The sequence below is a fragment of the Clostridium sp. AF34-10BH genome (assembly GCF_003478095.1).
Lineage (GTDB): Bacteria > Bacillota > Clostridia > Lachnospirales > Lachnospiraceae > Acetatifactor > Acetatifactor acetigignens.
The window spans coordinates 67,864-93,561 of the sequence record NZ_QUEC01000008.1 but is presented as its reverse complement, the minus strand read 5'-3'; the positions used below and the strand labels follow the sequence as shown (position 1 = coordinate 93,561).

At 45.8% G+C, this 25,698-nt stretch carries 22 protein-coding genes and 8 tRNA genes; all 30 read left to right on the top strand.

The features are described 5' to 3' along the window. The first annotated feature begins 490 nt into the window (after nucleotides 1-490). The 30 genes from DWZ61_RS07835 to DWZ61_RS07690 all read left to right on the top strand — a co-directional run bounded on the left by DWZ61_RS07835 (nucleotide 491) and on the right by DWZ61_RS07690 (nucleotide 25,492). Nucleotides 491-1,159 carry a glycoside hydrolase family 30 protein gene (locus DWZ61_RS07835; RefSeq protein WP_118537973.1) on the top strand — a complete coding sequence of 223 codons (669 nt, stop codon included), beginning with the start codon at nucleotides 491-493 and terminating at the stop codon, nucleotides 1,157-1,159. Nucleotides 1,160-1,359: 200 nt separating this feature from the next. Continuing rightward, complete coding sequence (locus DWZ61_RS07830) at nucleotides 1,360-1,977, top strand: histidine phosphatase family protein (RefSeq protein WP_118537972.1); 618 nt, start codon at nucleotides 1,360-1,362, stop codon at nucleotides 1,975-1,977. A gap of 47 nt (nucleotides 1,978-2,024) precedes the next feature. After that, nucleotides 2,025-2,648: a DUF4317 family protein gene (locus tag DWZ61_RS07825; protein ID WP_022312940.1), complete on the top strand. Its 624-nt coding sequence runs from the start codon at nucleotides 2,025-2,027 to the stop codon at nucleotides 2,646-2,648. A 152-nt stretch (nucleotides 2,649-2,800) separates the two neighbouring features. Then, on the top strand, nucleotides 2,801-4,132 hold the full coding sequence (locus DWZ61_RS07820; protein ID WP_118537971.1) for an MATE family efflux transporter: 1,332 nt from the start codon (nucleotides 2,801-2,803) through the stop codon (nucleotides 4,130-4,132). A 366-nt stretch (nucleotides 4,133-4,498) separates the two neighbouring features. Then, the gene (locus tag DWZ61_RS07815) at nucleotides 4,499-6,892 is read left to right on the top strand and encodes a ribonucleoside triphosphate reductase (RefSeq protein ID WP_118537970.1); all 2,394 of its coding nucleotides are present in this window, start codon (nucleotides 4,499-4,501) and stop codon (nucleotides 6,890-6,892) included. Nucleotides 6,893-6,982: 90 nt separating this feature from the next. Beyond that, nucleotides 6,983-7,909 (top strand): orotidine-5'-phosphate decarboxylase, encoded by a 927-nt coding sequence (gene pyrF / locus DWZ61_RS07810; protein WP_022312039.1) that lies wholly within the window; start codon nucleotides 6,983-6,985, stop codon nucleotides 7,907-7,909. A 122-nt stretch (nucleotides 7,910-8,031) separates the two neighbouring features. Beyond that, nucleotides 8,032-8,322, top strand: coding sequence for a hypothetical protein (locus DWZ61_RS07805; protein WP_117465927.1), 291 nt, complete (start codon nucleotides 8,032-8,034; stop codon nucleotides 8,320-8,322). An 82-nt stretch (nucleotides 8,323-8,404) separates the two neighbouring features. Beyond that, nucleotides 8,405-8,478: transfer RNA gene (locus DWZ61_RS07800), tRNA-Arg, on the top strand. 137 nt (nucleotides 8,479-8,615) lie between these two features. Continuing rightward, nucleotides 8,616-9,113: a DUF1700 domain-containing protein gene (locus tag DWZ61_RS07795; RefSeq protein WP_118537969.1), complete on the top strand. Its 498-nt coding sequence runs from the start codon at nucleotides 8,616-8,618 to the stop codon at nucleotides 9,111-9,113. A gap of 415 nt (nucleotides 9,114-9,528) precedes the next feature. Continuing rightward, the gene (locus DWZ61_RS19705; RefSeq protein WP_022312036.1) at nucleotides 9,529-9,678 is read left to right on the top strand and encodes a hypothetical protein; all 150 of its coding nucleotides are present in this window, start codon (nucleotides 9,529-9,531) and stop codon (nucleotides 9,676-9,678) included. A 116-nt stretch (nucleotides 9,679-9,794) separates the two neighbouring features. Further along, nucleotides 9,795-10,946 carry a class I SAM-dependent RNA methyltransferase gene (locus tag DWZ61_RS07790; RefSeq protein ID WP_117465925.1) on the top strand — a complete coding sequence of 384 codons (1,152 nt, stop codon included), beginning with the start codon at nucleotides 9,795-9,797 and terminating at the stop codon, nucleotides 10,944-10,946. Nucleotides 10,947-10,951: 5 nt separating this feature from the next. Then, entirely contained in the window at nucleotides 10,952-12,022 is a 1,071-nt protein-coding gene (locus DWZ61_RS07785) for an N-acetylmuramoyl-L-alanine amidase (protein WP_022312034.1), read from the top strand. Between the two features lie 37 nt (nucleotides 12,023-12,059). After that, nucleotides 12,060-12,671 (top strand): XTP/dITP diphosphatase, encoded by a 612-nt coding sequence (locus tag DWZ61_RS07780; RefSeq protein WP_118537968.1) that lies wholly within the window; start codon nucleotides 12,060-12,062, stop codon nucleotides 12,669-12,671. Beyond that, nucleotides 12,649-13,131 carry a metallophosphoesterase gene (locus tag DWZ61_RS07775; protein ID WP_022312032.1) on the top strand — a complete coding sequence of 161 codons (483 nt, stop codon included), beginning with the start codon at nucleotides 12,649-12,651 and terminating at the stop codon, nucleotides 13,129-13,131. The genes DWZ61_RS07780 and DWZ61_RS07775 overlap by 23 nt, the downstream gene beginning before the upstream one ends. Before the next feature lie 84 nt (nucleotides 13,132-13,215). Next, a tRNA-Pro gene (locus DWZ61_RS07770) sits at nucleotides 13,216-13,290 on the top strand. 119 nt (nucleotides 13,291-13,409) lie between these two features. Beyond that, nucleotides 13,410-13,483 (top strand) — tRNA-Arg (locus DWZ61_RS07765). Between the two features lie 41 nt (nucleotides 13,484-13,524). Then, nucleotides 13,525-13,598: transfer RNA gene (locus DWZ61_RS07760), tRNA-His, on the top strand. A gap of 48 nt (nucleotides 13,599-13,646) precedes the next feature. Further along, nucleotides 13,647-13,718: transfer RNA gene (locus DWZ61_RS07755), tRNA-Gln, on the top strand. A gap of 9 nt (nucleotides 13,719-13,727) precedes the next feature. Continuing rightward, nucleotides 13,728-13,800, top strand: a tRNA-Lys gene (locus DWZ61_RS07750). Between the two features lie 149 nt (nucleotides 13,801-13,949). Then, nucleotides 13,950-15,329 (top strand): MATE family efflux transporter, encoded by a 1,380-nt coding sequence (locus DWZ61_RS07745; RefSeq protein ID WP_118537967.1) that lies wholly within the window; start codon nucleotides 13,950-13,952, stop codon nucleotides 15,327-15,329. 132 nt (nucleotides 15,330-15,461) lie between these two features. Beyond that, nucleotides 15,462-15,543, top strand: a tRNA-Leu gene (locus tag DWZ61_RS07740). A 12-nt stretch (nucleotides 15,544-15,555) separates the two neighbouring features. Further along, nucleotides 15,556-15,629, top strand: a tRNA-Val gene (locus tag DWZ61_RS07735). A gap of 113 nt (nucleotides 15,630-15,742) precedes the next feature. Then, nucleotides 15,743-17,239, top strand: coding sequence for a 4-alpha-glucanotransferase (gene malQ / locus DWZ61_RS07730; RefSeq protein ID WP_118537966.1), 1,497 nt, complete (start codon nucleotides 15,743-15,745; stop codon nucleotides 17,237-17,239). A gap of 158 nt (nucleotides 17,240-17,397) precedes the next feature. Further along, the gene (gene pgmB / locus DWZ61_RS07725) at nucleotides 17,398-18,039 is read left to right on the top strand and encodes a beta-phosphoglucomutase (protein WP_118537965.1); all 642 of its coding nucleotides are present in this window, start codon (nucleotides 17,398-17,400) and stop codon (nucleotides 18,037-18,039) included. A 15-nt stretch (nucleotides 18,040-18,054) separates the two neighbouring features. Continuing rightward, complete coding sequence (locus DWZ61_RS07720; RefSeq protein WP_118537964.1) at nucleotides 18,055-18,555, top strand: hypothetical protein; 501 nt, start codon at nucleotides 18,055-18,057, stop codon at nucleotides 18,553-18,555. 45 nt (nucleotides 18,556-18,600) lie between these two features. Continuing rightward, a complete protein-coding gene (locus DWZ61_RS07715) occupies nucleotides 18,601-19,662 on the top strand; it encodes a sugar ABC transporter substrate-binding protein (protein ID WP_118537963.1) in 1,062 nt (353 codons plus the stop codon). A 28-nt stretch (nucleotides 19,663-19,690) separates the two neighbouring features. Continuing rightward, a complete protein-coding gene (locus DWZ61_RS07710; protein ID WP_118537962.1) occupies nucleotides 19,691-21,199 on the top strand; it encodes a sugar ABC transporter ATP-binding protein in 1,509 nt (502 codons plus the stop codon). Between the two features lie 143 nt (nucleotides 21,200-21,342). Further along, nucleotides 21,343-22,188: an ABC transporter permease gene (locus DWZ61_RS07705; RefSeq protein ID WP_227063530.1), complete on the top strand. Its 846-nt coding sequence runs from the start codon at nucleotides 21,343-21,345 to the stop codon at nucleotides 22,186-22,188. 5 nt (nucleotides 22,189-22,193) lie between these two features. Then, nucleotides 22,194-23,888 (top strand): glycoside hydrolase family 3 N-terminal domain-containing protein, encoded by a 1,695-nt coding sequence (locus tag DWZ61_RS07700; RefSeq protein ID WP_118537960.1) that lies wholly within the window; start codon nucleotides 22,194-22,196, stop codon nucleotides 23,886-23,888. A gap of 431 nt (nucleotides 23,889-24,319) precedes the next feature. Then, entirely contained in the window at nucleotides 24,320-25,492 is a 1,173-nt protein-coding gene (locus tag DWZ61_RS07690; RefSeq protein WP_182427030.1) for an ROK family transcriptional regulator, read from the top strand. The last annotated feature ends 206 nt before the right edge of the window (nucleotides 25,493-25,698 follow it).

Below are 25,698 nucleotides of genomic sequence, written 5' to 3'. Positions count from 1 at the left end.
TGTTTTTTCTCTGCTGAGCCCCGGAAGTTTGCGACAAGCGGGGCGTAATTCGTGTTTTTTCTCTGCTGAGCCCCGAAAGTTTCCGACAAGTGGGGCGAAATCTACATTTTTCTTCTACTATGTCCCGAAGATAAACCCCTCCGCAATGAGCCACGCTATTCATAAGATTGTCAGCATAAAACGCTGCCAATCTTATTTCATATCGCGGCGTTCGCCGCATCTCGCCATAAGTAAAGACAGCGAATCATGCGCGAGCGCCCATCGCTGTCTTCACTATGCCTATGCGCGGCTCATTGCTCGCGTAACTTTCCATTTACAGTGTAATATTATCCACCTTTTTCCATTCGAAAAAAATCCCCCTTTTTGAAAATTTGCTATCTGTTGCCTGATGGAAACTAATGGTAGAATTCAATTATCAAATAAAACAGACGGCCGTCAGTGATAATGATAAATACAAAAAACAATATTTACCTATTGGGAGGACGAGTGTATGAAGCGTAAATTATTATCTACCGTACTTGCGGTAACCATGGCAGTATCCAGGCTGACCGGATGTGGACGGAGCGGAACAAATGAAGCAACAGGAACAGGCGCTGCAACGACAGATGCCAAAACAGAGACCTATCGTGTCCGGATTCCTATAGACAGCTGCGATTTTTCCCTGGCGCATTACGAAGCAGACGGGGAAGAGGCGGATGAGAATTCTGAACACTTTTCTTTTGAAAGATTGGAAAAATACATTCTGCCACTGCTGGATGCGGCGGAGAAAGCTTACGGCGGGAAGCTGGATATCCTCCTGTCCCCCTGGAGTCCGCCGGTCTACATGAAGACCAATGGAGAGCGGAACAACGGCGGCAAATTAAAGCCGGAATACCGGAAGCGCTGGGCAGAGTATATCTGCCGTTACATTGAGGAATACCGCAGCCGCGGGCATTTGTGGCATTTCACCCATTTCCTGAAGCCGGGAGCACAACGGATAGGTGTGACCCGCTACACGGACAAGATCGAGGTGACGGCTTTTGAAAAAGACGGACGGATCGTTGTCGTGCTTTTGAATCGAACGGAGGAAGAGATTCCGGTGTGTCTGTGGCTGGGAGAATACTGCGCAGAATGGATATCGAAGGCAAAGTCCATTATGACAGCGGAGATCGAGAGATAAGAATAAGAGATATAGGTAATTACGAAAAAACAGTGGGAACCGGAAGCGGAACCCACTGTTTTTGCGCATATGCCCCGGGCGGGTTGACAGAATGGTGGAAACCGTAGTATTTTGAAACAGACCACTGTGGATAACAGGGCAAGTGAAAAATGTAGGCAGAAGAAAAGTAAGTTACGACAGAAGAATGAGGATACAGATATATGAAAATCTATTTGGTAAGACACGGGGAGACAGACTGGAACCAGGCGGGGCGGCTGCAGGGACAGACGGATATTGACCTGGATGCTCAAGGTTTTGCGCAGGCGGCGGAAGCGGCAGAGAGATTAAAGGAAGTTCCTTTTGAAATCGCGTTTTGTTCCCCGCTGATCCGTGCAAGACATACGGCAGAGACCATTGTGGGCGAGAGGAAAATTACGCTGACCACAGACGAAAGACTCCGGGAACTCAATTTCGGACCATGGGAAGGGACCGATGTCCGTAAAATCCGGGAGGGGGCCAACAGTCCGTTTACGGATCCGGGGAGCTATCTCCCGCCCGAGGGAGCGGAAAGTTTTGCCCAGTTGTATGCCAGAAGCGGCGAGTTCGTGAAGCAGGTGTTGCTGCCGTTGGAGGGAACTTATGAAACAGTGCTGGTGGTAGCTCATGGAGCATTGAATCGCAGTATCCTGAATGCGGTGTTGGATATTCCGGTCAGCGACTTCTGGCATTTCCATATGGGCAACTGTGCTACTGCGATTCTGGAATGCCGGGAAGGAAAGCTGTCTCTGTTGGAATATCAGGACAGTGAAAGTGTAAATACGAAGAGCAAACTGCTGTAAGTTCCGGATACAGAGCTTGCAGACTGCTGAAAGGTGAGAGGTTAAGAATGCACATAGACAGAGAAGATATGCTGGAACTGACCAGAAGAATGACCGTGTCCCGCAACTGTTTTTCCAGAATTGCAGGAGCCTATATGGACGAAGAAGGGTTTATTGACGGTACTTTTAATACTCATTTTCTGAAGTTGTCCGGAAGCGAAAAAGAGAAAAATCTGAATATTGCCAAGACGGTACCTTATTCCAATACCAATGTGAATCTGAAAAACTACCGACTGGATCAGGGAGCCCGGAAACCGGGCAGCATTATGCAGTTATTGGAGGCATTACGGCAGTGCGAACTGAAAAATGATGCATTATTGTACTCCCTCTATGAATATATTGGGGAGAGATACCAGCCGGGATATCCTTATGCCGTTTATCTTTTCTTCGGCAGCTACGATGTACCCACCAAGGGAAAAGACAAAGAGAACCAGTGGGAGTCCGAGGAAGTCTATCAGTTTCTCATCGGCACGATCAGTCCGGTGACCGGAGACTACGAGGCCGGAAAACCGGAGGCGGGATTTTTGTACCCTGCCTTTGCCAACCACAGCACAGACATTGACGGTATCAACATCTATCAGGCGGAGGAAGGGGCACAGTTATTTGCAAAAATACTGGGCGTACAGGCTTGACAGAAAGGCATTTCTTCCCTATAATACGCTCTGGAACAAAATGAATAACCGGTCATAAAACCCGTGAGGGAGTGGATTTTTCAAGATATCGATCTTATTTTCGCCACACAGCAGGAATGTTGTGTGGCGTTTGTTGTTTAAGGAGAGGAAAAATGAACCAGACTTATATGAAAGAAAAGAAGATATTCCCGTTGGTCATGTCCATGGCACTTCCCATGATGCTGTCCATGGCATTTAATTCCCTCTATAACATTGTAGACAGTTATTTCGTGGCGAAGCTCAGTGAAGATGCCATGACGGCATTGTCTTTAGTCTATCCGGCACAGAACTTGTTGACGGCGGTGGCAGTGGGCTTCGGTGTGGGTGTGAATGCCATGATCTCCTTCTATCTGGGAGCACAGAATCAGGAAAAAGCGGATAAGACGGCAACCCAGGGCATGGTGCTGGGAGTATTGCACGGCGTACTGCTTATGATCTTATTCCTCTGCGGCATGAACTGGTTCTTAGGGATGTTTACGAAGAGCGATACCGTGCGGGCACTGGGCATGGAATATTCCAATGTGGTATTCCTGTTTTCCACCATTGTCACCGGAGGTATCACGTTAGAGAAAATCTTTCAGGCGGTGGGCCGGATGCGTGCCACCATGGTCAGTATGATCGCCGGATTTGTGACGAATATTGTGTTGGATCCGTTGTTGATCTTCGGTATCGGACCGTTTCCCCGGATGGAGATCGCCGGAGCGGCTTTGGCTACCGGAATCGGTCAGGTGATCACGTTATTAGTATATATCATCTATTACGTGTTGGATCCGTTGCCGGTAAAATTGCGCAGAACTTATCTGCGACCGGAAGGAGAGATCTGTGGCAAGACCTACGGCATCGGCATTCCGGCTACGTTGAATATGGCACTGCCGTCTCTGTTGATTTCCGCACTGAACGGTATTCTGGCGGCTTATTCGGGTGCGTATGTGCTGGTACTGGGCGTTTATTACAAGCTGCAGACCTTTATCTATCTGCCCTCCAATGGCATCATTCAGGGCATCCGGCCACTGATTGGTTACAATTACGGTGCCGGAGAGCGGAAGCGTGTGGAGCAGATCTACCGGTTGACGCTGGAACTGACTGCCGGGATCATGGCTATCGGCACGGCATTGTGCTGGCTGATCCCCGGAGGACTGATCGGACTGTTCACCGAGAATCCGGAGACTGTTACCATCGGTATTACAGCACTGCACATCATCAGTCTGGGCTTTATTCTGTCCGCTGTGTCGGTGACCAGCTCCGGTGCACTGGAGGCGCTGGGACAGGGCCTGGCTTCCCTGGTGATCTCCGTGATGCGGTATGTGGCGGTGATCATCCCTGCGGCATTTGTGCTGAGCCGCCTGATCGGCGTCACCGGTGTGTGGTGGGCATTTGTCTGCACTGAGAGCGTGACTGCGGTGGTGGCGTATGTGTTGTACCACAGGGTGTGGAAGAGAGCGTAAGAGGCGAGTACCGTTCACATTCGCGGCCGTTCACCCCGCGCCATTCGTACCCGTGGTCGTTCACCCCGCGCCATTCGCACCCGTGGTCGTTCACCCCGCGCCATTCGCAAAATCGCCTCTTCGAGGCTTTCCGCTGCTACGCAGCTGCCTTTTGCTCATGAGATGGCGCTCCCCTCGTCGATTTGCACAGAGCCGGCTCCTTACGCAAGCGTAAAGCCGTCTCCGCACAAATCGACGGGTGAACTGATGTATACACAATATCTTGTATCCTTTAATTGACTTCCCCTACAAAGTATTGTAGAATAGACCGTGATAGGTTTTACGGGCGAAAGCTCATGGGGACACGAAGGTAAGGGGGTACATAAGATGTTTCAGGTAATCAAACGAGATGGTTCCAAAGCGGACTTTACACTGACGAAGATCAATGATGCCATTATGAAGGCTTTTACTGCGACGCAGATGAGCTACAATAATGACATTATTGATCTTCTTGCGTTACGGGTAACTGCGGATTTCCAGAAAAAGGTGGAGAATGACGAGATCCACGTGGAAGACATTCAGGACAGTGTGGAGCGTGTACTGGGACAGGCCGGCTATGAAGAGGTGGCGAAAGCGTATATTCTGTACCGCAAGCAGCGGGAGAAAATGCGTGCCATGAAGTCTACCATTCTGGACTACAAGGATGTGGTCAACAGTTATGTCAAGGTGGAAGACTGGCGTGTGAAAGAGAACTCCACGGTGACCTATTCCGTAGGTGGTCTGATCTTAAGCAACTCGGGTGCGGTGACGGCGAACTACTGGCTGTCTGAAATCTATGATGAAGAGATTGCAGAGGCACATCGGAATGCGGATATCCATATCCATGACCTGTCCATGCTGACCGGCTACTGTGCCGGATGGTCCTTAAAGCAGCTGATCAAGGAAGGACTGGGCGGCATCACCGGCAAGATTACTTCTGCTCCGGCGAGACACTTATCCGTGCTATGCAACCAGATGGTAAATTTCCTGGGGATCATGCAGAACGAATGGGCGGGAGCACAGGCATTTTCTTCCTTTGATACCTATCTTGCCCCATTTGTAAAGGTAGATAATTTAAGCTATCCCGAAGTGAAAAAATGCATCGAAGCATTTATTTACGGTGTCAATACCCCCAGCCGCTGGGGCACACAGGCGCCTTTTTCCAATATCACGCTGGACTGGACGGTGCCCGATGATCTGGCAGAGCTACCGGCGCTGGTAGGCGGTGTGGAGATGGATTTCAAATATAAGGATTGTAAAAAGGAAATGGACATGGTCAACAAGGCGTTTATCGAGACCATGATCGAGGGCGATTCCAACGGCCGTGGTTTCCAGTATCCGATCCCGACTTATTCCATCACAAAGGATTTTGACTGGTCCGACAACGAGAACAACAGACTGTTATTCGAGATGACCGCAAAATACGGTACACCGTATTTTTCCAATTATATCAATTCTGACATGCAGCCCAGTGATGTCCGCAGTATGTGCTGCCGACTGCGTCTGGATCTGCGGGAACTGCGCAAGAAGACCGGAGGATTCTTCGGTTCCGGCGAGAGCACCGGAAGCGTGGGCGTTGTCACCATCAATATGCCCAGAATCGCATATCTGTCTGCCAATAAGGACGAGTTTTACGCAAGACTGAACCACATGATGGACATTGCAGCCAGATCCCTGAAGATCAAGCGCGGTGTCATTACGAAGCTGCTGAACGAGGGACTGTATCCCTATACCAAGCGGTATCTGGGAACCTTTGAGAATCATTTTTCCACCATTGGTCTGATCGGTATGAATGAAGTGGGCTTAAATGCCAACTGGCTGAGAGCGGATATGAGCGATCCCAGGACCCAGGAGTTCACCAAGGAAGTACTGAACCATATGAGAGAGCGTCTGTCGGATTATCAGGAGCAGTACGGAGACCTCTACAATCTGGAGGCGACCCCTGCGGAGAGTACCACGTACCGTCTGGCAAAGCACGACAGAAAGCGCTGGCCCGGCATCAAGACGGCCGGAAAGCCCGGAGATACCCCTTATTATACGAATTCCTCCCATCTGCCGGTGGACTATACCGTGGATATTTTCGATGCACTGGATATTCAGGATGAATTGCAGACCCTGTATACCTCCGGCACAGTGTTCCATGCATTCCTGGGAGAAAAGCTTCCCGACTGGAAGGCAGCGGCTTCTCTGGTACGCACCATAGCTTCCAATTACAAGCTGCCCTATTACACCCTGTCTCCGACTTATTCCATCTGTAAGGAGCATGGTTACCTGGCAGGCGAAGTGAAGGTATGTCCTCACTGTGGGGCGAAGACCGAGGTCTACAGCCGTATCACCGGTTACTATCGTCCGGTACAGAACTGGAATGATGGTAAGCTACAGGAATATGCCAACAGAACAGAGTATGATATTGCCCATTCTTCCCTGAAGCGTCCCACCAGAAGCGTGGTGACCTTGTCCAATTTTGCAGAAAAGGTGGATGTAAAAGTGGAGCAGCCGCAGAACATCAAGTATCTGTTCACCACCAAGACCTGTCCAAACTGTAAGCTGGTGAAGGAATATCTGAAAAATGTACCCTACGTGACCATCGATGCGGAGGAGAATATGGAGCTGGCAAGACGTTACGGTGTAATGCAGGCACCGACTCTGGTGGTGGTAAACGGTGACAGCCATAAAAAGTATGTAAATGCTTCAAATATCAAGAAGTACGTTGACCAACTGACATTAGTTGGGGTAGAATAGAAACAGGTCAGGAGGCATCGCCCGAAGGCGGTGCCTTTGCTGTGTAATAATATAAATTCAAAGGCAGATCTATTGCAGAACGGAGGAAATATGATCAACAAACTGATCACTCGAATCAAAGAAACCAACGCACCGATCGTGGTAGGACTGGATCCTATGATGAAATTCGTGCCGGAATATATTAAGAAAGCAGCATTCACCGAATACGGTGAGACACTGGAAGGTGCTGCAGAGGCCATCTGGCAGTACAATAAGGGGATTGTGGATGCTATTTATGATTTAGTACCTGCTGTGAAGCCTCAGGTGGCAATGTATGAGCAGTTCGGTATTCCCGGCATGGTGGCATTTAAGAAGACTGTGGATTATTGTAAGGAAAAAGGCCTGATCGTCATCGGCGATATCAAGCGCGGCGATATCGGCTCCACTTCCGAAGCATACGCGGTAGGACATCTGGGCAAAGTACAGGTAGGCAGCAAGAGCTATTACGGTTTTGATGAAGATTTTGTAACCGTGAACCCTTATCTGGGATCCGACGGTGTAAATCCTTTTGTGAAGATCTGTAAGGAAGAGAAAAAAGGTATTTTCGTACTGGTGAAGACTTCCAATCCCAGCAGCGGCGAGTTCCAGGATCAGCTGGTGAACGGCAGACCTCTGTATGAGCTGGTAGGAGAAAAGGTAGCAGCCTGGGGAGCTGACTGTATGGGTGATTCCTACAGCTATGTAGGTGCTGTCGTAGGAGCAACCTATCCTGAGCAGGGCAAAGTACTGCGTAAGGTAATGCCCAAGGCATTTATTCTGGTGCCCGGTTACGGTGCACAGGGCGGTAAGGGCGCAGATCTGGTACATTTTTTCAATGAGGACGGACTGGGGGCCATTATCAACTCTTCCCGTGGTATCATTGCCGCATACCAGCAGGAGAAATACGCACAGTTTGGCGAGCAGAATTATGCAGATGCTTCCCGTGCGGCAGTACTGGATATGCGTGAAGATATCGCACAGGCGCTGGCAGCACGCTAGGCAGAAGACAGCTACTATTCAGAGTCTCATTCGCAAAATCGTCTCTTTGAGACTTTACTTTTGGCTCTGAATAGTGATAAATGTATGGGGTGTCCACAAGCGGACAGATGGGAGAACAGAGGATGAAAGAAAAGTTATATATTACCTTCCACTCGGAGGATGATATCAGACATTTTGTAGATACCTGCAACGAATTCGACGATGCAATCGACATCCGTATTCAGAAGATGGCAATGGATGCAAAGTCACTTTTGGGAATGCTCCTGATGAAGACGGAGGAACCGCTGGAGATCGAATATGCCTGCTATGATGATGAAGACAATTACGAAGAATTCAAGCAGGCCATCCTGGAAAAATATGACGTAAAAGTCGTACAGGCTACGGAAAAACAGGCAGAAGATAAAATTGTTTGAAAAAATTGAAAAATTCTATTGACATTTTCGCCCGCAGCAGTTACAATACATACTGTTGCAGGTGAAAACCTGTAAATGAAATGTACGTGTAGCTCAGCTGGATAGAGCGTCTGGCTACGGACCAGAAGGTCGTGGGTTCGAATCCTGTCACGTACATCGTAAGCCCCGGAGATGATGTCTCCGGGGTTTTTTTGCATTTTAGAAAAGTTTTAGAAATACTTCCCAATCCGTATATTTACGTGGTACTTATGTCATGCTAAAATGATGATGTAAATGGAGGAAGTCGTGAAAGTATGAACAAACAGGAATTTGTGGACCGACTGCGGATGGCGCTGAATGGGCATGTTTCTCCCGGTCTGGTCATGGATAATGTAAATTATTACCAGGATTATATAAATACAGAGATCCGCAAGGGCAGGACAGAAGAGGAAGTCTTAGAGAGCCTGGGAGATCCCAGACTGATCGCCCGCACAATCATTCAGACCAACGGTGGAGACAACCGTTCCGGATACCGGAACACGGTCTACGGCAACGGAGAGTATCGGGAGGCTGCCGGACAGAATGTCCATCGTAGTTATACAGAGGAAGAGGATGGCTACGGAACACACCAGAGTAAGGTGGGAAATGTTCTGGCGAAGCTTCCGGGCTGGGTGTGGCTGATCCTTGGGATTCTGGTGGTAGTATTGATCTTCGGTGCGGTATTTTCCGTATTGTCTTTTCTGGCACCGGTACTGATTCCGATTGTGGTAGTATTGTTCCTGGTGAAATTATTTCGGGACTGGCTTAACTAGCAACTATATAAATCAGCTATTCATAGTCCCTCAATTCGCAAAACGCCTCTGCAAGGCTTACTTTTTGCTCATTGAGGTTACTTCGTCAAATAAATATAATCGGAGTACCTTACAGATGCGAGCATCTGACGGTTGCTCCGATTATATTTATTGACTCTGAATAGTTCCAACGTAAAGAGCCACCAGGGGGAAGCTGGTGACTCTCATGAGGGGAGTATAAATAAATAATACATAAGGGTGCAAATAGAATCATGAAGGGGTTTCTATTTACAATTATGATTATAGTACTAATGATATAAAAATGCAAGAAGAAATTTAGTTCTAAAGTACCATAATTTTTGGGCATATTTTTGTGTGAAATAGACATACTACTCCTGTAACTAAAAAAGATATTTCCTATCAGGAGGTCACAAATATGTCTAACAATTATGAACAGAACAATCAGAACAAGTATAACAACTCTTATGACGAGAGCGAGAACAGTAAGAACTCCCAGAATAAGCAGAACAGCCAGAATCAGAATAAGAATCAGAGCAACAACAGGGAGCAGAACAAGAGCTGCTAATCGGGTGCATAATTTTTCAGGGGCTGCCGTAAGGCAGCCCTATTTACATATTTTCAGAATCCATATATAATAACTTTATATGTGCAATAATTGATGACTAAGATCCGGAGGAACGAATGAGACGTTTTGAATTGATTGCTCCCTGCCATTTCGGTATGGAATCAGTATTAAAAAGAGAGATCACAGATCTGGGATATGATATTACAGAAGTGGCGGATGGTCGTGTCACCTTTTTCGGAGATGAGGAGGCTTTGTGCAGAGCAAATATTTTTCTGCGGACGGCAGAAAGAATCCTTATCAAAATCGGAAGTTTTCATGCGGAGACTTTTGAAGAACTGTTTCAGGGCACGAAAAATCTTCCCTGGGAAGAATACATTCCGAAGGACGGCAAATTCTGGGTGGCCAAGGCAGCTAGTGTAAAGTCCAAATTGTTCAGCCCCTCGGATATTCAGTCCATTATGAAAAAAGCAATGGTGGAGCGGCTGAAGGCCCAGTATGAGATCAGCTGGTTCCCTGAAGATGGAGAAAATTTCCCTGTCCGGGTATTCCTGATGAAGGATGAAGTGACCGTGGGACTGGACAGCACCGGAGAGTCCTTACATAAGAGAGGATATCGTAAGCTGACGGCAAAAGCCCCCATTGCGGAGAATCTGGCTGCTGCACTGATCGAACTGACTCCCTGGAATGCGGGCAGGATCCTGGTGGATCCCTTCTGCGGAAGCGGCACCTTCCCTATTGAGGCAGCCATGATGGCAGCCAATATGGCACCCGGCAGGAACCGCAGTTTTACGGCGGAAGAATGGCCCCATATCATAGGGAAAAAGGTGTGGTATGATGCCATGGACGAAGCGGAAGAGATGATCGATCTGTCGGTGGAGACAGATATTCAGGGCTATGATATTGACGAGGATATGGTGAAGATCGCCAGAGAAAATGCACGGATGGCGGGTGTGGACAAGCTGATCCATTTCCAGCGTCGTGGTGTGGAAGATCTTCATCACCCGAAGAAATACGGCTTTATTATCACCAATCCTCCCTATGGAGAGCGTTTGCAGGATAAGAGTCAGATGCCGCAGTTGTACCGTACCATCGGAGAACGATTCCGGGAACTGGATTCCTGGAGTATGTATCTGATCACTGCCTATGAGCAGGCAGAGAAGGATATCGGCAGGAAGGCGGACAAGAACCGCAAGATCTACAACGGAATGATGAAGACTTATTATTATCAGTTTCTGGGACCGAAGCCTCCGAAGAGAAGAGACGTTTAGAAGAAATGAAAAATTTACTGCAGATCAGGGATCAACAACAGAATAGACGCATTACATTGATCCTCTGGCTCCTGCTGGGAAGTATGTCTATGGGCATCATGCTCTGGACGGCAGCGCATAAGACGGTGGTGATCTCTGCGTTAAGTCAGGAACAGGGCGGTCTGGTCACAGAGAATCAGGCGGAACGGTCCCATGAAATGCAGCTGGCCATGGCGGAAGACAGGAAGGCAGAACGGGAGATCTGTATACCATTGGAAACCGGTACGAAAGCGGAAAATGTAGTGGTGGAAAATCATTACATGGAAAGGGAACTCTGGATCTATGTGCAGAACGGCAGAAAATCTTTTTACCGGGAACATCAGCTTACCGGAGATTTCAGCCTGGTGGGAAACGGCATCTGTGAAGCACAGAACGAGGGCGTATTGCTCAGATTGTCCATGAAGGAGATCCTGGAGTATCACAGTACTCTGGAAGAGGGAACTCTGAAGATCGATTTTGTCAATCCCAGAGAATCTTACGACCGGATCGTAGTGCTGGATCCCGTGGGAGGCGGAAGGGACAGAGGCGTTGCCGATTCCGGATGTGAGGAGAAGAACATCGCTCTGGAGGTGGCAAGACAGACGGCACAGCTGTTGGAAGGAAGCATGGTAAAAATATATCTTACCCGTACAGAAGATACAGAGGTCGCACAGGAAGTAAGGCGTAGCTTCGCTGACTGGGTGGATGCAGATCTGTACCTGGAGATCGGACTGTCAGCAGATGATGCACAGGAGAGTACCTACGGCATCCGGGCAGAATACAATGATGAGTATTATCTGCCGGATTTCGGAAATGTACAATGGGCCGACTGCGTGACCAGACAAGTGACGGTGGCTTCCAGCAACCGGGCCATTGGATTGTTCCCGGCGGAGGAAGATGACATTCTGTGGCAGCTGAAGATCCCGGCAGCCAGAATTTCTCTCGGATATGTGACCAACAGCAGCGAGAGACAGCTGCTGGAACAGGAAAGCTATCAAAAAAAGCTGGCGGAAGGTATTGCAGAAGCTATTTCCGAGGTTTATACTAATACGCAATGATGACTATATAAGAACACAAATGCGGCAAGGAGTTAATATGCAGGGAAGAATCGTATTCGCGACCGGCAATGCCGGAAAAATCAAAGAAATCCGCATGATCATGGAGGATACCGGTCTGGAAGTCGTATCCATGAAAGATGCGGGCATTAAAGCAGATATTGAAGAAAACGGTAAGACCTACGAAGAGAATGCACTGATCAAGGCCCGTGCGGTGGCTGCTTTTACGAAAGATATCGTGATGGCGGATGACTCCGGACTGGAGATCGATGCCCTGAATAAGGAACCGGGAATCTATTCTGCCAGATATCTGGGAGAGGATACACCGTATTCCATAAAAAATGCAAATCTGATCCAGAGACTGGAAGGAATGCCGGAGGAAAAGCGTACTGCCAGATTCGTCTGTGCCATTGCAGCAGTGCTCCCGGACGGCAGAGAACTTACCACAAGAGCTACCATCGAAGGGCGGATCGGATATGAAGAGAAGGGGACCAACGGATTCGGTTACGATCCTATTTTTTACGTACCGGAATTCGGCAAGACTACGGCGGAGTTGACAGAAGAAGAGAAGAACCAGGTCAGTCACAGAGGTAAGGCATTGGAGCTGATGAAAGAGGAACTGAAGAAATATGAAGATACTGATCGTAAGTGATACCCATAAAAAGAATGAGAATTACTTCAAAGTACTGGAGATGCACCACCCGGACATGGTGATCCACTGCGGAGATGCGGAGGGCAGTGAGTATGCACTTTCTTCTGCGGCAGAATGCCCGGTTTATATCGTCCTGGGCAACAATGACTTTTTCTCGGATCTCCCCAGAGAGATCACACTGGATATCGGATCCTACAAAGTATGGGTGACCCACGGACACAATTATTATGTATCCATGGGAAATGAGACCATCAAAAAAGAGGCCATTGACCGGGGCGTTGATATTGTGCTGTACGGACATACCCATCGGCCGGTGATCGATATTGATGATGACATCATTGCCGTGAACCCGGGAAGTCTGTCCTATCCGAGACAGGAGGGACGCCAGCCTTCCTATGCGATCATGGAGATTGACAGAAGGGGAAAGGTGCATTTTACGATTGCTTATCTTCGCCAGTGATGCTTCAAACTTCTCTCTTGACAGATAGAAAATCTCTGGGTTATAATAACATCTGCGTTGCGGAAATCCGCGATAACGCAGCTTCGGGGTGTGGCTCAGCTTGGCTAGAGCACCTGGTTTGGGACCAGGGGGTCGCAGGTTCGAATCCTGTCACCCCGACGTGTAACTTGGATTTTGTATTTATTTTTCAAAAAATTAGTACAAAACTGTTGACAAATGATGTCGGATAAGTTACAATATGCTTCGTCGGTTCGCTGATGTAGCTAACAGACAGATATGTGTTCGTAGCTCAGCTGGATAGAGCAACGGCCTTCTAAGCCGTGGGTCGGGGGTTCGAATCCCTTCGAGCACATTTGAGATAAGGAAGACTTTTGGTCATCACTGTCTCGCATGGTGGGTATAGCGCAGTTGGTTAGCGCGCCAGATTGTGGCTCTGGAGGCCAAGGGTTCGAATCCCTTTATCCACCTTTATTATGAGTGAAGTGTCGTAATGGCACGCTTGGTGTCATATTTATAGGGCTATCGCCAAGCGGTAAGGCACAGCACTTTGACTGCTGCATTCGCTGGTTCGAATCCAGCTAGCCCTGTTTTATTATGGGGTATTAGCTCAGTCGGTAGAGCACTTGACTTTTAATCAAGTTGTCGGGGGTTCGAATCCCCCATGCCTCACTAGGTGTTGTGATATCCTGATTTGGGGATTCGAACCCCCTGGTCGAGATCCCTCATGCCTCACTTGTTTCTTTTATACAGCATCCTCACATTTTGAAAACCCCTTTCGGGGCTTTTTTTATTCCATTTTATAGAAGAAAGGAAATACTATGCAGACGAAAGAAAACAAGATGGGTGTCATGCCCATAGACAAATTACTGATCTCCATGTCACTGCCCATGATGATCTCCATGCTGGTACAGGCACTGTACAATATTGTGGACAGTATTTTCGTGTCCAGGATCAACGAATATGCCCTACGTGCTGTATCTCTGGCATTCCCCATCCAGAGTCTGATGATCGCTGTGGCGGTGGGAACAGCGGTAGGTATCAATGCCTTCTTGTCCAGAACCCTGGGAGAAAAGGATTTTGAGAAAGCCAATATTATTGCCAGAAACGGTATTTTTATCGCAATTGCCAGCTATATAGGCTTTGCGGTGATCGGTGCACTGATCAGCAGACCGTTTTTTTCCAGCCAGACGGAAGTTATGGAGGTGCGGGAATACGGTGTGACCTATCTGACGATCTGTTGTGTGGCGGGAATGGGTATTTTTCTGCAGACGACTTTTGAGAGGCTGTTACAGGCTACCGGTAAGACCATATATACGATGATTACCCAGTCAACCGGCGCGATCATCAATATCATTCTGGATCCGATCCTGATCTTTGGGTATTTCGGTATGCCCCGCATGGGAATTGCCGGTGCTGCAGTGGCTACCGTGTTTGGACAGATCGTTGCCGCATCCATGGCATTATGGTTTAATCTGAAATTCAATAAGGAACTGGATATTTCCATGAAAGGATTCCATCCCAACGGTCATCTGATCGGACAGATTTATAAGGTGGGAGCCCCTTCCATCGTGGTACAGGCTATCGGTTCCCTGATGACCTATGGAATGAACCTGATCCTGGCGGCATTCGGTTCCGCCCAGACAGTGTTCGGCATTTACTTTAAGCTGCAGAGCTTTGTGTTTATGCCGGTGTTTGGACTGAATAACGGCATGGTGCCTATCATTGCCTACAATTATGGCGCAAGGCATAAGGACCGGGTTATTAGGACGATTAAGCATAGTGTGGCTTACGGTGTGGGTATCATGTGCGTGGGACTGATTGTAATGCACATCTTCCCGGCACAGCTCATGCGTATGTTTGATGCGGAGGAAAGCCTGATCGCCATCGGTGTTCCGGCGCTGGAGATCATTTCCCTAAGCTTTGTGTTTGCTGGCTTCTGTATCGTGGTGGGAAGCGTATTCCAGGCACTGGGTAACGGCGTCTACAGTATGATCGTGTCCGTGGCCAGACAGATGTGCGTGCTGCTTCCGGTGGCAAAGCTTTTGTCCTTAAGCGGTGAAGTGACATTGATCTGGTGGGCCTTTCCCATCGCGGAACTGGCCAGCCTGCTCTTAAGTACCTATTTCCTCGTAAGGATCTATAAAAAGATCATATGCCACATTGGAGAACCGGTAACGACAAGAGAGATTACAGAATAAAATAGAAACAGATGCGGCGGGGATGCTTGACAAGCAAAAGGAAGGAAGAGTATAATTATTCAAGGTCCTTTGGCAGAGAGCATTCCCGTTTGTCAAGGTTTTAAGCTAATCGTCAGATATGGCAGTTAGTAAGCGGATATGGCGGAAGTGGCAGACGCGATAGATTTAGGTTCTATTGTCAACAGACGTGCAGGTTCAAGTCCTGTTATCCGCATTGCGTAATTATGGAAGCATAGCTCAGCCGGGATGAGCGTTCGCCTCACACGCGAAAGGTCAGGGGTTCGAGCCCCCTTGCTTCCACTCGAAATAACTATTCAGAGCTCATGACAAGGACTGAATAGTTATTTTTTTAATCAGAGAGCATCGGATAAGTAATGTACGAAAGCACAGAAATATAAAGGAATACAAAAGCTATGAAGAAAAATGTAAGAAAACAGGGAATTCTGCTGCCGATATCCAGTATTCCTTCGGCATATGGTATCGGAACTTTCGGTAAGGAAAGTTACCGTTTTGTGGACTTCCTGGAAAAATCAGGCAACCATCTCTGGCAGATCCTGCCGTTAGGCCCTACCGGCTACGGCGATTCTCCGTACCAGTCCTTTTCCACCTTTGCGGGGAACCCCTACTATATTGACCTGGAGCTTCTGATCGAAGACAGCTATCTGACAAAAGAGATCTGTGACAGCTATGATTTCGGAGACAATGAGCATTATGTGGACTATGAGAAGATTTATCTGTCCCGTTTTAAAGTCCTGAAAATTGCGTTTGACAATGCCAGGGAACAGGGCCTTACAGAGACCGGAGACTATCAGAAATTTCTTACGGAAAATGCGTACTGGCTGGATGACTACGCTCTGTATATGGCGGTGAAAAATGCTTTTGGCGGTGTCTGCTTTATGGAATGGGACGAGGACATCCGTCTCAGAAAAGCAGCGGCACTTCGCAAATACCGTAAGAAGCTGGCGGAAGAAATCGCATTTTATTGCTTCCAACAGTACCTGTTTGCAAAACAGTGTAAAGAACTGAAAGCCTATGCCAATAAGAAAGGCATTGAGATCGTAGGGGATATTCCCATCTATGTGGCATTTGACAGTGCCGATACCTGGGCAAACCCGAAGCTGTTCCAACTGGATAAGGAAGGCCGGCCCATCGGAGTGGCGGGATGTCCACCCGATTGTTTCTCCGAGACCGGACAGCTATGGGGCAATCCGCTCTACGACTGGAAGTATCATAAGAAGACCGGTTACGAATGGTGGATGCAGCGGATCGCTTATTGCTATCAGCTGTACGATGTGCTTCGTATCGATCATTTTCGGGGATTTGATGAATACTGGTTCGTTCCTTACGGAGATCCGACGGCGGAGAACGGCCATTGGGAAAAGGGTCCCGGTTACGAACTGTTCGATGTCATGAAGAAGAAACTGGGCAGGAAGAAAGTGATCGCGGAAGATCTGGGATTTCTGACCCCCAGCGTGATCCGCCTGGTGAAGAAGACAGGCTACCCGGGAATGAAGATCTTACAGTTTGCTTTTGATGCGGGAAATGACAGTGAATATCTGCCTCACAACTATGATAAAAACTGTGTAGTTTATACCGGAACCCACGATAACGATACTACGGTAGGATTTATACAGAACATGCCGGAGAAGGATAAGAAGTTCGCGAAGAAGTATTTGGGACATAAAAATGATAAAAAGCTCTGCTTCGAGATCATCCGGGCGGCATTGTCCAGCTGTGCGGATACCGCCATCATCCCCATGCAGGATTATCTGGAGTTGGATGGCAGTGCCAGGATCAATATTCCCTCCACGTTAGGATGCAACTGGAAATGGCGAATGGATAAGGATGCACTGGATCCGAAGCTGGCGAAGAAGATTTATAAAATGGCAAAATTATATGCAAGGCTGTAGCCCTTGATTAAAAAACTTCTGGTAGAGATACCGGGAGTTTTTATTTACACACTTAAGCAAAATATATTAACAAAAGTAAATTGCAAAAGATATTGCGATATGGTATTCTTAGATTTAGATAGGATAGAACAATGTAAAAGAAAGGAATGAATATAACAATGAAAAAATATAGAGGAATTATTTTTGACTTGGATGGTGTGATATGCTGTACGGATCAATATCATGAACGGGCATGGAGAGAAATGGCAGAAGAGTTTGGAATATATTTTGATCCTGCTGTCAGCAATAGATTGCGTGGAGTATCCAGAGAGGAAAGCCTGGAAATTATACTGGAGCATGCAGGAAAAGTTTTTTCTCCGGAAGAAAAAAAGAAAATGGCAGAAAAAAAGAATGCTATTTATATAAAATTATTAGACCGGATGTCTCCCGGAGATTTGGAAGAGGATGTTCGATCAACGTTGGAACAACTGCGAAACAGAGGATGTCTTCTGGCAATTGGATCATCCAGTAAAAACACAAGAAAAATATTGGATAAGATAGGTCTGGGTAATTATTTCGATGCAGTGTGTGATGGAAATGAAATTACACATTCCAAACCGGATCCGGAAGTGTTTTTAAAAGCTGCCGGAAAAATAGGTCTTGCAGTGTCGGAATGTCTGGTGGTGGAGGATGCATGTGCCGGAATAAGTGCAGCTTCAGCGGGAGGATTTGACAGCGCAGGACTGGGAGATGCCGCAAAAGACAAAAATGTCACCTGGGCTTTAAACACATTTGGCGATTTGAAAAACATCGTAAAATAAACAGGAGGTTATGGTATGGCAGGGATAGAGCAATGGTTTCAGTTTGAATCCAAAGACGATAAGGAAGCAAACCGGAAAAAGTATTTTCAGAAAATGTTTCCTTATGGGGAAGAACAGAAAACAGCAGATGAAAAAATGCTGATGACGTACATGACAGACAGGATTCCAATGACGGAAAAACTGTATCAGTTTCTGTTGGTAAAAGAAATACTAATGGCAGATGCGGTTTCTGATGAAGAAAAAACCGAGAAACTGGCATCATGGTATAACAGTAAATTATTAAAACAATGGAGTGAGAAGGACCGCTATGTCATTATGGCAATTGCGGAAATGGATAAAAACAGAAAGACATCATCAGAAATATTTGAAGAAGCAGATGTGTCTGCAGCAGAAGAGAAATTCAAAAAATATTCCCAAGCTTTTAATAATTATAAAGACTTAAATAAAAATGTTTTGCAAAAGTATATTGACAATATAAAAGAAAAGATATATACTTACTTTTGCAAAGAAGTTTAACAAAAGTATATTTGCAGAGAAGGTACTCACGAAAGGAGAAAAGAAATGAAAAAAGCTTTTTTAAAGAAGGTAATGGCAGTTGCGGTTGTTGGGGCTATGACAATGGGGTTAGTTGCCTGTGGAAACGGAAATTCCGGAAATGTATCAGAAAGTACGCAGAATCAGGAAAATTCTGTATCCGGAGAGGAAAAGGAAACAAACGCAGAAGGATATCTGGTAGGTTATTCTTTAAACTCTATGGATTCTACAATGAAGCAGATGGCAGATTATTTTGAAAATGTTGCCCTGGAGAGAGGATGGACCCCGGTTTTGCAGAATGCAAACGGTGATGTATCCACAGAATTAAATAATATGGAGTCTTTGATGAATATGGGCTGTGACGCTGTGGTGATTATGGGATGCGACACCGAAGGCTCCGCAGCAGCGATTGAAGAATTGGGAGCCGCAGGAGTGCCCGTAATTATTGCAGGACGAGCAATCAACGCCGGTGAAGACAGTTATTATACATATGTAGCAGGCGATCATCATGAAGCGGGAAAAGTACAGGCAGAATATCTGAATAATCTGTTGAAAGAAGATGATGCTTTGGAACTGCAGATTGCATTTTTGTATGGACAGTCCGGTTCTTCTTCTGTTGAACAGAGATATGAAGGATTTGAAGAAAATTGCCTGAAGGGTGAATACGCGGACAGAGTACATCTGGTAGCAAGCCAGTATGCAGAATTTGATACACAGAAAGCATATGATATTACAACAGATATGCTGACAACTTATCCGGAAATCAATTGTTTTGTGACACAGTCTGATGAACAGGCAGCAGGTATCATCAATGCGATTAAAGCAAAGGGAGCATCAACCGATGATTACATTATTGTCTCCATTGACTGTTCAACAACAGGTCAGTCTTATCTTAAATCCGGCGAACTGGATGCAACCGTATTGATGGCAATGAGACAGCTTGCTGTATCCAGTGCAGACTATGTGGAATCAGCAATCGAAGGAAAAGAAGTAGATAAGAAGAACCAGGTAGAAGGATATTATCAGATTGTGACTCCTGACACTTATGAAGAGGTAATGCTGGCAAATGGAATGACCCCGGCAGAATAGTAATTATTTTATTCGGGAGGCGTATGGGATGAAAGTACTGGAAGTGAAGGATGTCAGTAAAAGTTTTTATTCGACGCATGCATTGACACGTGTCAATTTTGACCTGGAAAAGGGTGAAGTGTTGGCCCTGGCAGGAGAAAACGGAGCTGGAAAGTCAACTATGATGAACATATTGCTGGGGAGTTTTGCACCCGATGAAGGAACTATGCTGTTAAATGGGAAAACATATGAACCTAAAAATCCCAGTGATGCACTTCAGAAGGGAATCTCTATGATTCATCAGGAATTGTGCCTGGTGCCCAGCATGACTGTGGCAGATAATGTATGGATAGGACGTTGTAATCAATTCTCACGTTGTGGCATTTATATGCCACAACTGTGTGAAGAACGTACACAGAAGTTGTTTGATGATTATGGGATTGATCTGAATCCAAAGGAAAGTGTTAAAAATCTGAGTACTGCACAGATGCAGATGGTAGAAATAGCGAGAGCTATTTCCTATGGTTCCCAGATCGTTATAATGGATGAACCTACCAGTGCTTTGTCAGACAAGGAAGTCAAAGTGCTGTATAAAATTATCCGAAGACTTACACAAGAAGGGGTCTCGGTATTATTTATCAGTCATAAATTGGAAGAGGTATTTGATCTTGCGGATAGAGTGACAATTTTCCGTGACGGTCATATGGTCGGTCTGCATCAGGTAAAAGAAATGACGATGGATGATCTGATTGACGGAATCGCAGGGAGAAAGGTAGAAAATTTATATCCGAAGAGGGAACAGAATCCTGGAAAGATCCTTCTGGAAGTAAGAAATCTTAGCAAAAAAAATATATTTGAAAATATTAATTTTGAAGTGAGAGCCGGAGAAGTACTTGGATTTGCCGGGCTTGTAGGAGCCGGAAGAACAGAAATTATGCAGGGAATTTATGGAATCACGCCTGCGGATGAGGGCGAGATCCTGGTGGACGGTGAGAAAGTTGTAAATAAAACTCCGCGACAGGGACTGAATCATGGCATTGCAATGGTGACAGAAGATCGATTGAGACAGGGCGTTATTAAGAAAATGAATGTCCAATTGAACATGACGTTGTCTTATTTTTATAAGATATGCAAGGCGGGAATCATCAGTTTCCGAAGAGAAGATACGGATACCGAAGACATGATAAAAAAACTCCATGTGAAGACAGCCGGAGCCAAGGCTCCTATCTGGTCATTGTCGGGTGGAAATCAGCAGAAGGTAATGTTAGGCAGGGCGTTGCTTACGAAACCGAAGATATTAATTCTGGATGAACCGACAAGAGGCGTGGATGTAGGAGCCAAAAGTGAAATTTATGAATATTGTAATATGCTTGCAGCGCAGGGAATGGCTATCATTCTGATTTCCAGTGATTTACCTGAAGTAATGGGAATGAGTGATAGAGTCATGGTAGTAAGAGAGGGGCATATTGTTGCTGCTCATAATAGAGGCGATGCAACTGCGGAACAGATCATGAGTGAAATGTTTGGTCTGGTACAGCCGCAGAAAGTGGAGGGCTAGAAATGCAAAAGAAAAATCACAAAAAATTCGGTAAATATAATCTATTAATCTTCTTTTTACAAAACCGTGCATTTTTGCTGGTAATGATTTTTTTCATTCTGTTGACTTTATCAACAGATACATTCCTGACAAAGGGAAATTTAATGAGTCTGATCAGACAGATTGCGGCAAATGGAATTATAGGTGTGGGATATACGTTCCTGTTAGCATCGGACAGTGTTGACTTGTCTGCCGGTTATATGATGTGCATGATTGGAATTATCGGAGGTCTGTTAAGCCAGACAGGTATGCCGTTTCCGTTATTGCTGCTCATCTGTGTTGTGATTGCAATATGCTGTTCGTCTACAAATGCTATTATCGAAAATAAATTCGGATTACCGCCATTTCTGGTAACTTTGGCTATGCAGCAGATTTTTCGTGGCGTATTGATGCTTTTGTCAAACGGTTCGCCCATCAGTGGATTGAACGAAGGGATTCTTTTCATGGGTCAGGGATATGTCGGACCGATTCCTTTTTCCGTATTGCTGATGCTGGTATTCATCATAGCAGGTCATATTATTTTTAGCAGGACACAGTTTGGAAGAAATGTAATTGCGGTAGGAGGAAATCCTGATGCAGCCAGAGTATCGGGTATCAATGTAGAACGAACCAGAGTATACGTTTCGGCGTTACTTGGATTTACTATCGCAATCATGGCTATGGTATCCTGCGGACGTGTTGCATCAGCGCAGACAACTTTGGGCGGAGACACTGTAATGGATATTATTGCAGCGGTAGTTATCGGAGGCACTCCTATGGGAGGTGGCTCGGGAACGGTAGGCGGAACATTATTCGGATGTCTGGTAATCGGTCTGATCAGTAATGGATTAAATCTGTTAAAGGTATCCAGCTACTGGCAGATGGTATCTAAAGGAGTAATCATACTGGTAGCAGTAATTCTGGATGTATACACAGAGCGTGTATTTGACCGTATGAGAAAAAAGGAGTAAGTGAAATGATAGATTTGAAGAAAAAGCCTTTTTTCCTGGACGAGGAAGCTTGTCAGTGGGTAAAAAAAACATTGGAAGGCATGTCGGATGAGGAAAAAGTAGGTCAGCTTTTCTGTGAAATCTTGTGGGACAGACCCGGACGGGAACCGGAGGACCTGTTTGAGGTCATTGAACCGGGCGGCGTGATGTATCGACCGTTTCCGGGAGAAAAAATGCATGATTTTTCAGAAAGACTGCAGAAAAAAGCTAAAATTCCTCTTTTGATTTCCTGCAATCTGGAAAGAGGAGGTTCCGGCGGTAACGGTGGACTGACGAATGGTACCTATGTGGCAAGTCCCATGGGATGTGCAGCAACGGATGACGCACAGGCAGCATATGACCTTGCGGCGGTAGCATGTGAGGAAGGCGGCGCATGCGGAGTCAACTGGACTTTTGAACCGATCATCGATATCGACAGAAATCCGGAGAATCCTATTACAAATGTACGTACCTATGGAAGCGATCCGGAGAGAATTCTGAGAATGGCAAAGGCATACATAGACGCGTGCCGTGAGAGAAAATTTATCTCAACAATTAAACACTTCCCGGGGGATGGTGTGGATTACAGAGATCAGCATCTGATGAGCAGCGTTAATAGTCTGTCCGTGGAAGAGTGGGATGCGACTTACGGACATCTGTATCAGGAACTCATTGATTACGGTGCACCGACGGTGATGTGTTCTCATATCAGACAGCCGGAATTGTGCAGAAGAATCCGTCCGGAAATCCGCGATGAAGAAATCATGCCAGCATCACTGAGCAGTGAACTTATGCAAGGCGTATTGCGGGAAAAAATGGGATTTAACGGTCTGATTGTAACGGATGCCACACAAATGGTCGGATTTACCTGTAGTATGCCACGACATCTTGCGGTTCCGGCATGCATTGAGCGCGGCGCGGACATGTTCTTGTTCACAATTAATCAAAAAGAAGATGTCGGATATATGCTGGATGGTTTGAAAAAAGGTCTGTTGAGCCATAAGCGCCTGGATGAAGCGGTAACCAGAATATTGGCACTAAAGGCGAGTATAGGACTACACCAGGGGAATCCTGTTCCGGGCAGAGAGGCACTGGCCTGCCTGCAGAGCAGAGAACATCAGGCAGCGGCAGAACGAATCGCTGACCAAAGCATTACACTGGTCAAAAATAAAGAGAATCTGCTGCCTTTGACACCAAGGAAAACTCCTAAAATTAAATTGATTCAGATTACAAATGAAAGACTGCCGGAAAGTGGAATTTTGGAGGAAGTGGAGCTGTTCAAAGAATTGCTGGAGAAAGAAGGCTTTGAAGTAAGCTATTTTAAAGACGGTAAATATCCGGATGTGGATTTTTCATTGGAAGATTATAAGAAAGAAACCGATCTGGTAATTTATTTTGCGAATATGAAAGTAGGAAGCAACCAGACCACCATAAGAATTACATGGGATGACTTTTTGGGTGAGAGCTCTCCCAAATATGTATGTGATCTTCCTTCCTTGTTTTTGTCCTTTTCCAATCCCTATCACCTGGTGGATGTACCGATGGTAAGGACTTATATCAATGCATATACCTGCAATGCAACAACTGTATATGCTATGGTGGAAAAGCTGATGGGACGAAGTGAATTTAAAGGGATTTCTCCTGTGGATCCGTTTGCGGGATTGTGGGATACAAAATTATAGGGGGCAAAGATGTCAATTTTAGAAGTATTAATGATTGTATGTTTTGGCTTGGCATGGCCCATCAATTTATATAACAGTTGGAAGAGTAAGTCCACTAAAGGAAAGAATCTTCTGTTTATGAGCTTTATTGTACTTGCTTATGTGTTTGGCATACTGAATAAATTATTAGTATCTGTTGATAACGCAATTTATTTTTACTGTCTGAATGAATTTATGGTGTTGGCTGATTACATTTTGTATTTTTGCAATCGAAGCAGGGAAATTAAAAAAGGTATCTGTCGCAACTATACAGTGGTGTACAGATAAAAAGATCAGGTCATCAAAATATTTTTAATTTTGATGACCTGACTTTGAAAAAAGCGTTTTGCAAAAGAGAAAAATATGTTACACTATTATTTATGAGGACACTGTCTGCGAGCAAAGGGGGAACTATGGATATTAAACAGGATAATCAGATAATTGTGAGTAATATTGATGTCAGAACGGCAAATCGGATCCGGGTATTACAACTTTTATTTAATGAAGAGAACCTGACACAAATGGACATAAAAAACAGGCTGCATCTCAGTGGACCTACAGTTACGCAGGCAGTTCAACTGTTTATGGGAGCCGGACTTGTTCGCGAAGGAAAAGAAATGCCTTCTTCCGGGGGACGCAAGCCACATTTGATAGAATTTTGTTACGATGCATATCATGCAGTTGGTGTGGAAATACGTAAGCATCATGCAGACATCTGTGTGATTGACCTTCATGGGCGTGTGACTGCCAGAAAAGTATATCATATTCTCTTTGAAAACAATGATACCTATTGGAAACAGATCAATGAGTTAATTCATGAGACGATGGAAATCAATAAAGATGTAAAAAATATTCTGGGTGTGGGGATCGCTTTTCCCGGAGAAATTTCACCTTCGGGGAAGATGGTTTACCGGGCAACTGTTTTGGGACGCAAAAACCTGGCATTGGATATTGTGCAGAAAAATATAGATTTTCCTATCCATATAGAGTATGGCGCCAATGCTGCCGGATTTGGAGCAGTATGGAGAGCGGATAATCTGCAGGATGCAGTTTATATTATTGTTACTAATAATGGTGTAGCAGGATCAGTAATATTGAACAATAAGATATACAGTGGTCTTTCGGGAAAATCGGGAGCATTTGGACATATTGTACTGGATCCAAACGGAAAAGAATGTTTTTGCGGAGGAAGAGGCTGTTGGTCAGCGTATTGTTCGCTTTACAATCTGATTGGAAATGAAGAAGATAAGCTACAGACATTTTTTGAAAAACTGGATGCAAAAGACCCGGAAAGCATGAAACGATGGGATGAGTACCTGACACATTTTGCACAGGCGGTGGGAAATATTTTTCTGAGCTATGATGCGGATATCATTATAGGAGGAGAACTTGCCTCCTACCTAGAGCCACGGCTGCAGGAATTGAAAGATAAGGTAAATGCTTATCCGGTTCTTGCAGAAGAAACACAGAAAATTTGTGTAGATGTGGACTCTGTGAATCCGATGGCAGAGGGAGCAGCCCTTACGTTTGTATCACAATTTTTGAATAACGAATTGGAAGGTTTTCGACTGGAAGATATACAGTAAAACAGCAGGGATCCATGAATGTGGACTCCCTGCTGTTTTAATTATGGGCTTTAGCCTGTTGAGGGCTTCGGAGTTTTTCGTGTTCCGAAAAATGGAGATGCCCGAAATAATAAACCACCTGCTATGCGGGTGGTGCAGTAAGTGCTTATAGCACAATCACCTTTCCGACGTATAATAGGGGTGTCCAAGCCACTACTATAGAAAGG

Coding starts and splice junctions, on each gene's coding strand:
- DWZ61_RS07745 (WP_118537967.1), top strand. CDS start 13,950: ATGCAGACGAAAGAAAACAAGATGGGTGTCATGCCCATAGACAAATTA.
- DWZ61_RS07830 (WP_118537972.1), top strand. CDS start 1,360: ATGAAAATCTATTTGGTAAGACACGGGGAGACAGACTGGAACCAGGCG.
- DWZ61_RS07825 (WP_022312940.1), top strand. CDS start 2,025: ATGCACATAGACAGAGAAGATATGCTGGAACTGACCAGAAGAATGACC.
- DWZ61_RS07805 (WP_117465927.1), top strand. CDS start 8,032: ATGAAAGAAAAGTTATATATTACCTTCCACTCGGAGGATGATATCAGA.
- DWZ61_RS07775 (WP_022312032.1), top strand. CDS start 12,649: ATGAAGATACTGATCGTAAGTGATACCCATAAAAAGAATGAGAATTAC.
- DWZ61_RS07715 (WP_118537963.1), top strand. CDS start 18,601: ATGAAAAAAGCTTTTTTAAAGAAGGTAATGGCAGTTGCGGTTGTTGGG.
- DWZ61_RS19705 (WP_022312036.1), top strand. CDS start 9,529: ATGTCTAACAATTATGAACAGAACAATCAGAACAAGTATAACAACTCT.
- DWZ61_RS07795 (WP_118537969.1), top strand. CDS start 8,616: ATGAACAAACAGGAATTTGTGGACCGACTGCGGATGGCGCTGAATGGG.
- DWZ61_RS07710 (WP_118537962.1), top strand. CDS start 19,691: ATGAAAGTACTGGAAGTGAAGGATGTCAGTAAAAGTTTTTATTCGACG.
- DWZ61_RS07700 (WP_118537960.1), top strand. CDS start 22,194: ATGATAGATTTGAAGAAAAAGCCTTTTTTCCTGGACGAGGAAGCTTGT.
- DWZ61_RS07790 (WP_117465925.1), top strand. CDS start 9,795: ATGAGACGTTTTGAATTGATTGCTCCCTGCCATTTCGGTATGGAATCA.
- DWZ61_RS07785 (WP_022312034.1), top strand. CDS start 10,952: ATGAAAAATTTACTGCAGATCAGGGATCAACAACAGAATAGACGCATT.
- pyrF (WP_022312039.1), top strand. CDS start 6,983: ATGATCAACAAACTGATCACTCGAATCAAAGAAACCAACGCACCGATC.
- DWZ61_RS07815 (WP_118537970.1), top strand. CDS start 4,499: ATGTTTCAGGTAATCAAACGAGATGGTTCCAAAGCGGACTTTACACTG.
- DWZ61_RS07835 (WP_118537973.1), top strand. CDS start 491: ATGAAGCGTAAATTATTATCTACCGTACTTGCGGTAACCATGGCAGTA.
- DWZ61_RS07720 (WP_118537964.1), top strand. CDS start 18,055: ATGGCAGGGATAGAGCAATGGTTTCAGTTTGAATCCAAAGACGATAAG.
- DWZ61_RS07780 (WP_118537968.1), top strand. CDS start 12,060: ATGCAGGGAAGAATCGTATTCGCGACCGGCAATGCCGGAAAAATCAAA.
- DWZ61_RS07820 (WP_118537971.1), top strand. CDS start 2,801: ATGAACCAGACTTATATGAAAGAAAAGAAGATATTCCCGTTGGTCATG.
- malQ (WP_118537966.1), top strand. CDS start 15,743: ATGAAGAAAAATGTAAGAAAACAGGGAATTCTGCTGCCGATATCCAGT.
- DWZ61_RS07705 (WP_227063530.1), top strand. CDS start 21,343: ATGAGTCTGATCAGACAGATTGCGGCAAATGGAATTATAGGTGTGGGA.
- pgmB (WP_118537965.1), top strand. CDS start 17,398: ATGAAAAAATATAGAGGAATTATTTTTGACTTGGATGGTGTGATATGC.
- DWZ61_RS07690 (WP_182427030.1), top strand. CDS start 24,320: ATGGATATTAAACAGGATAATCAGATAATTGTGAGTAATATTGATGTC.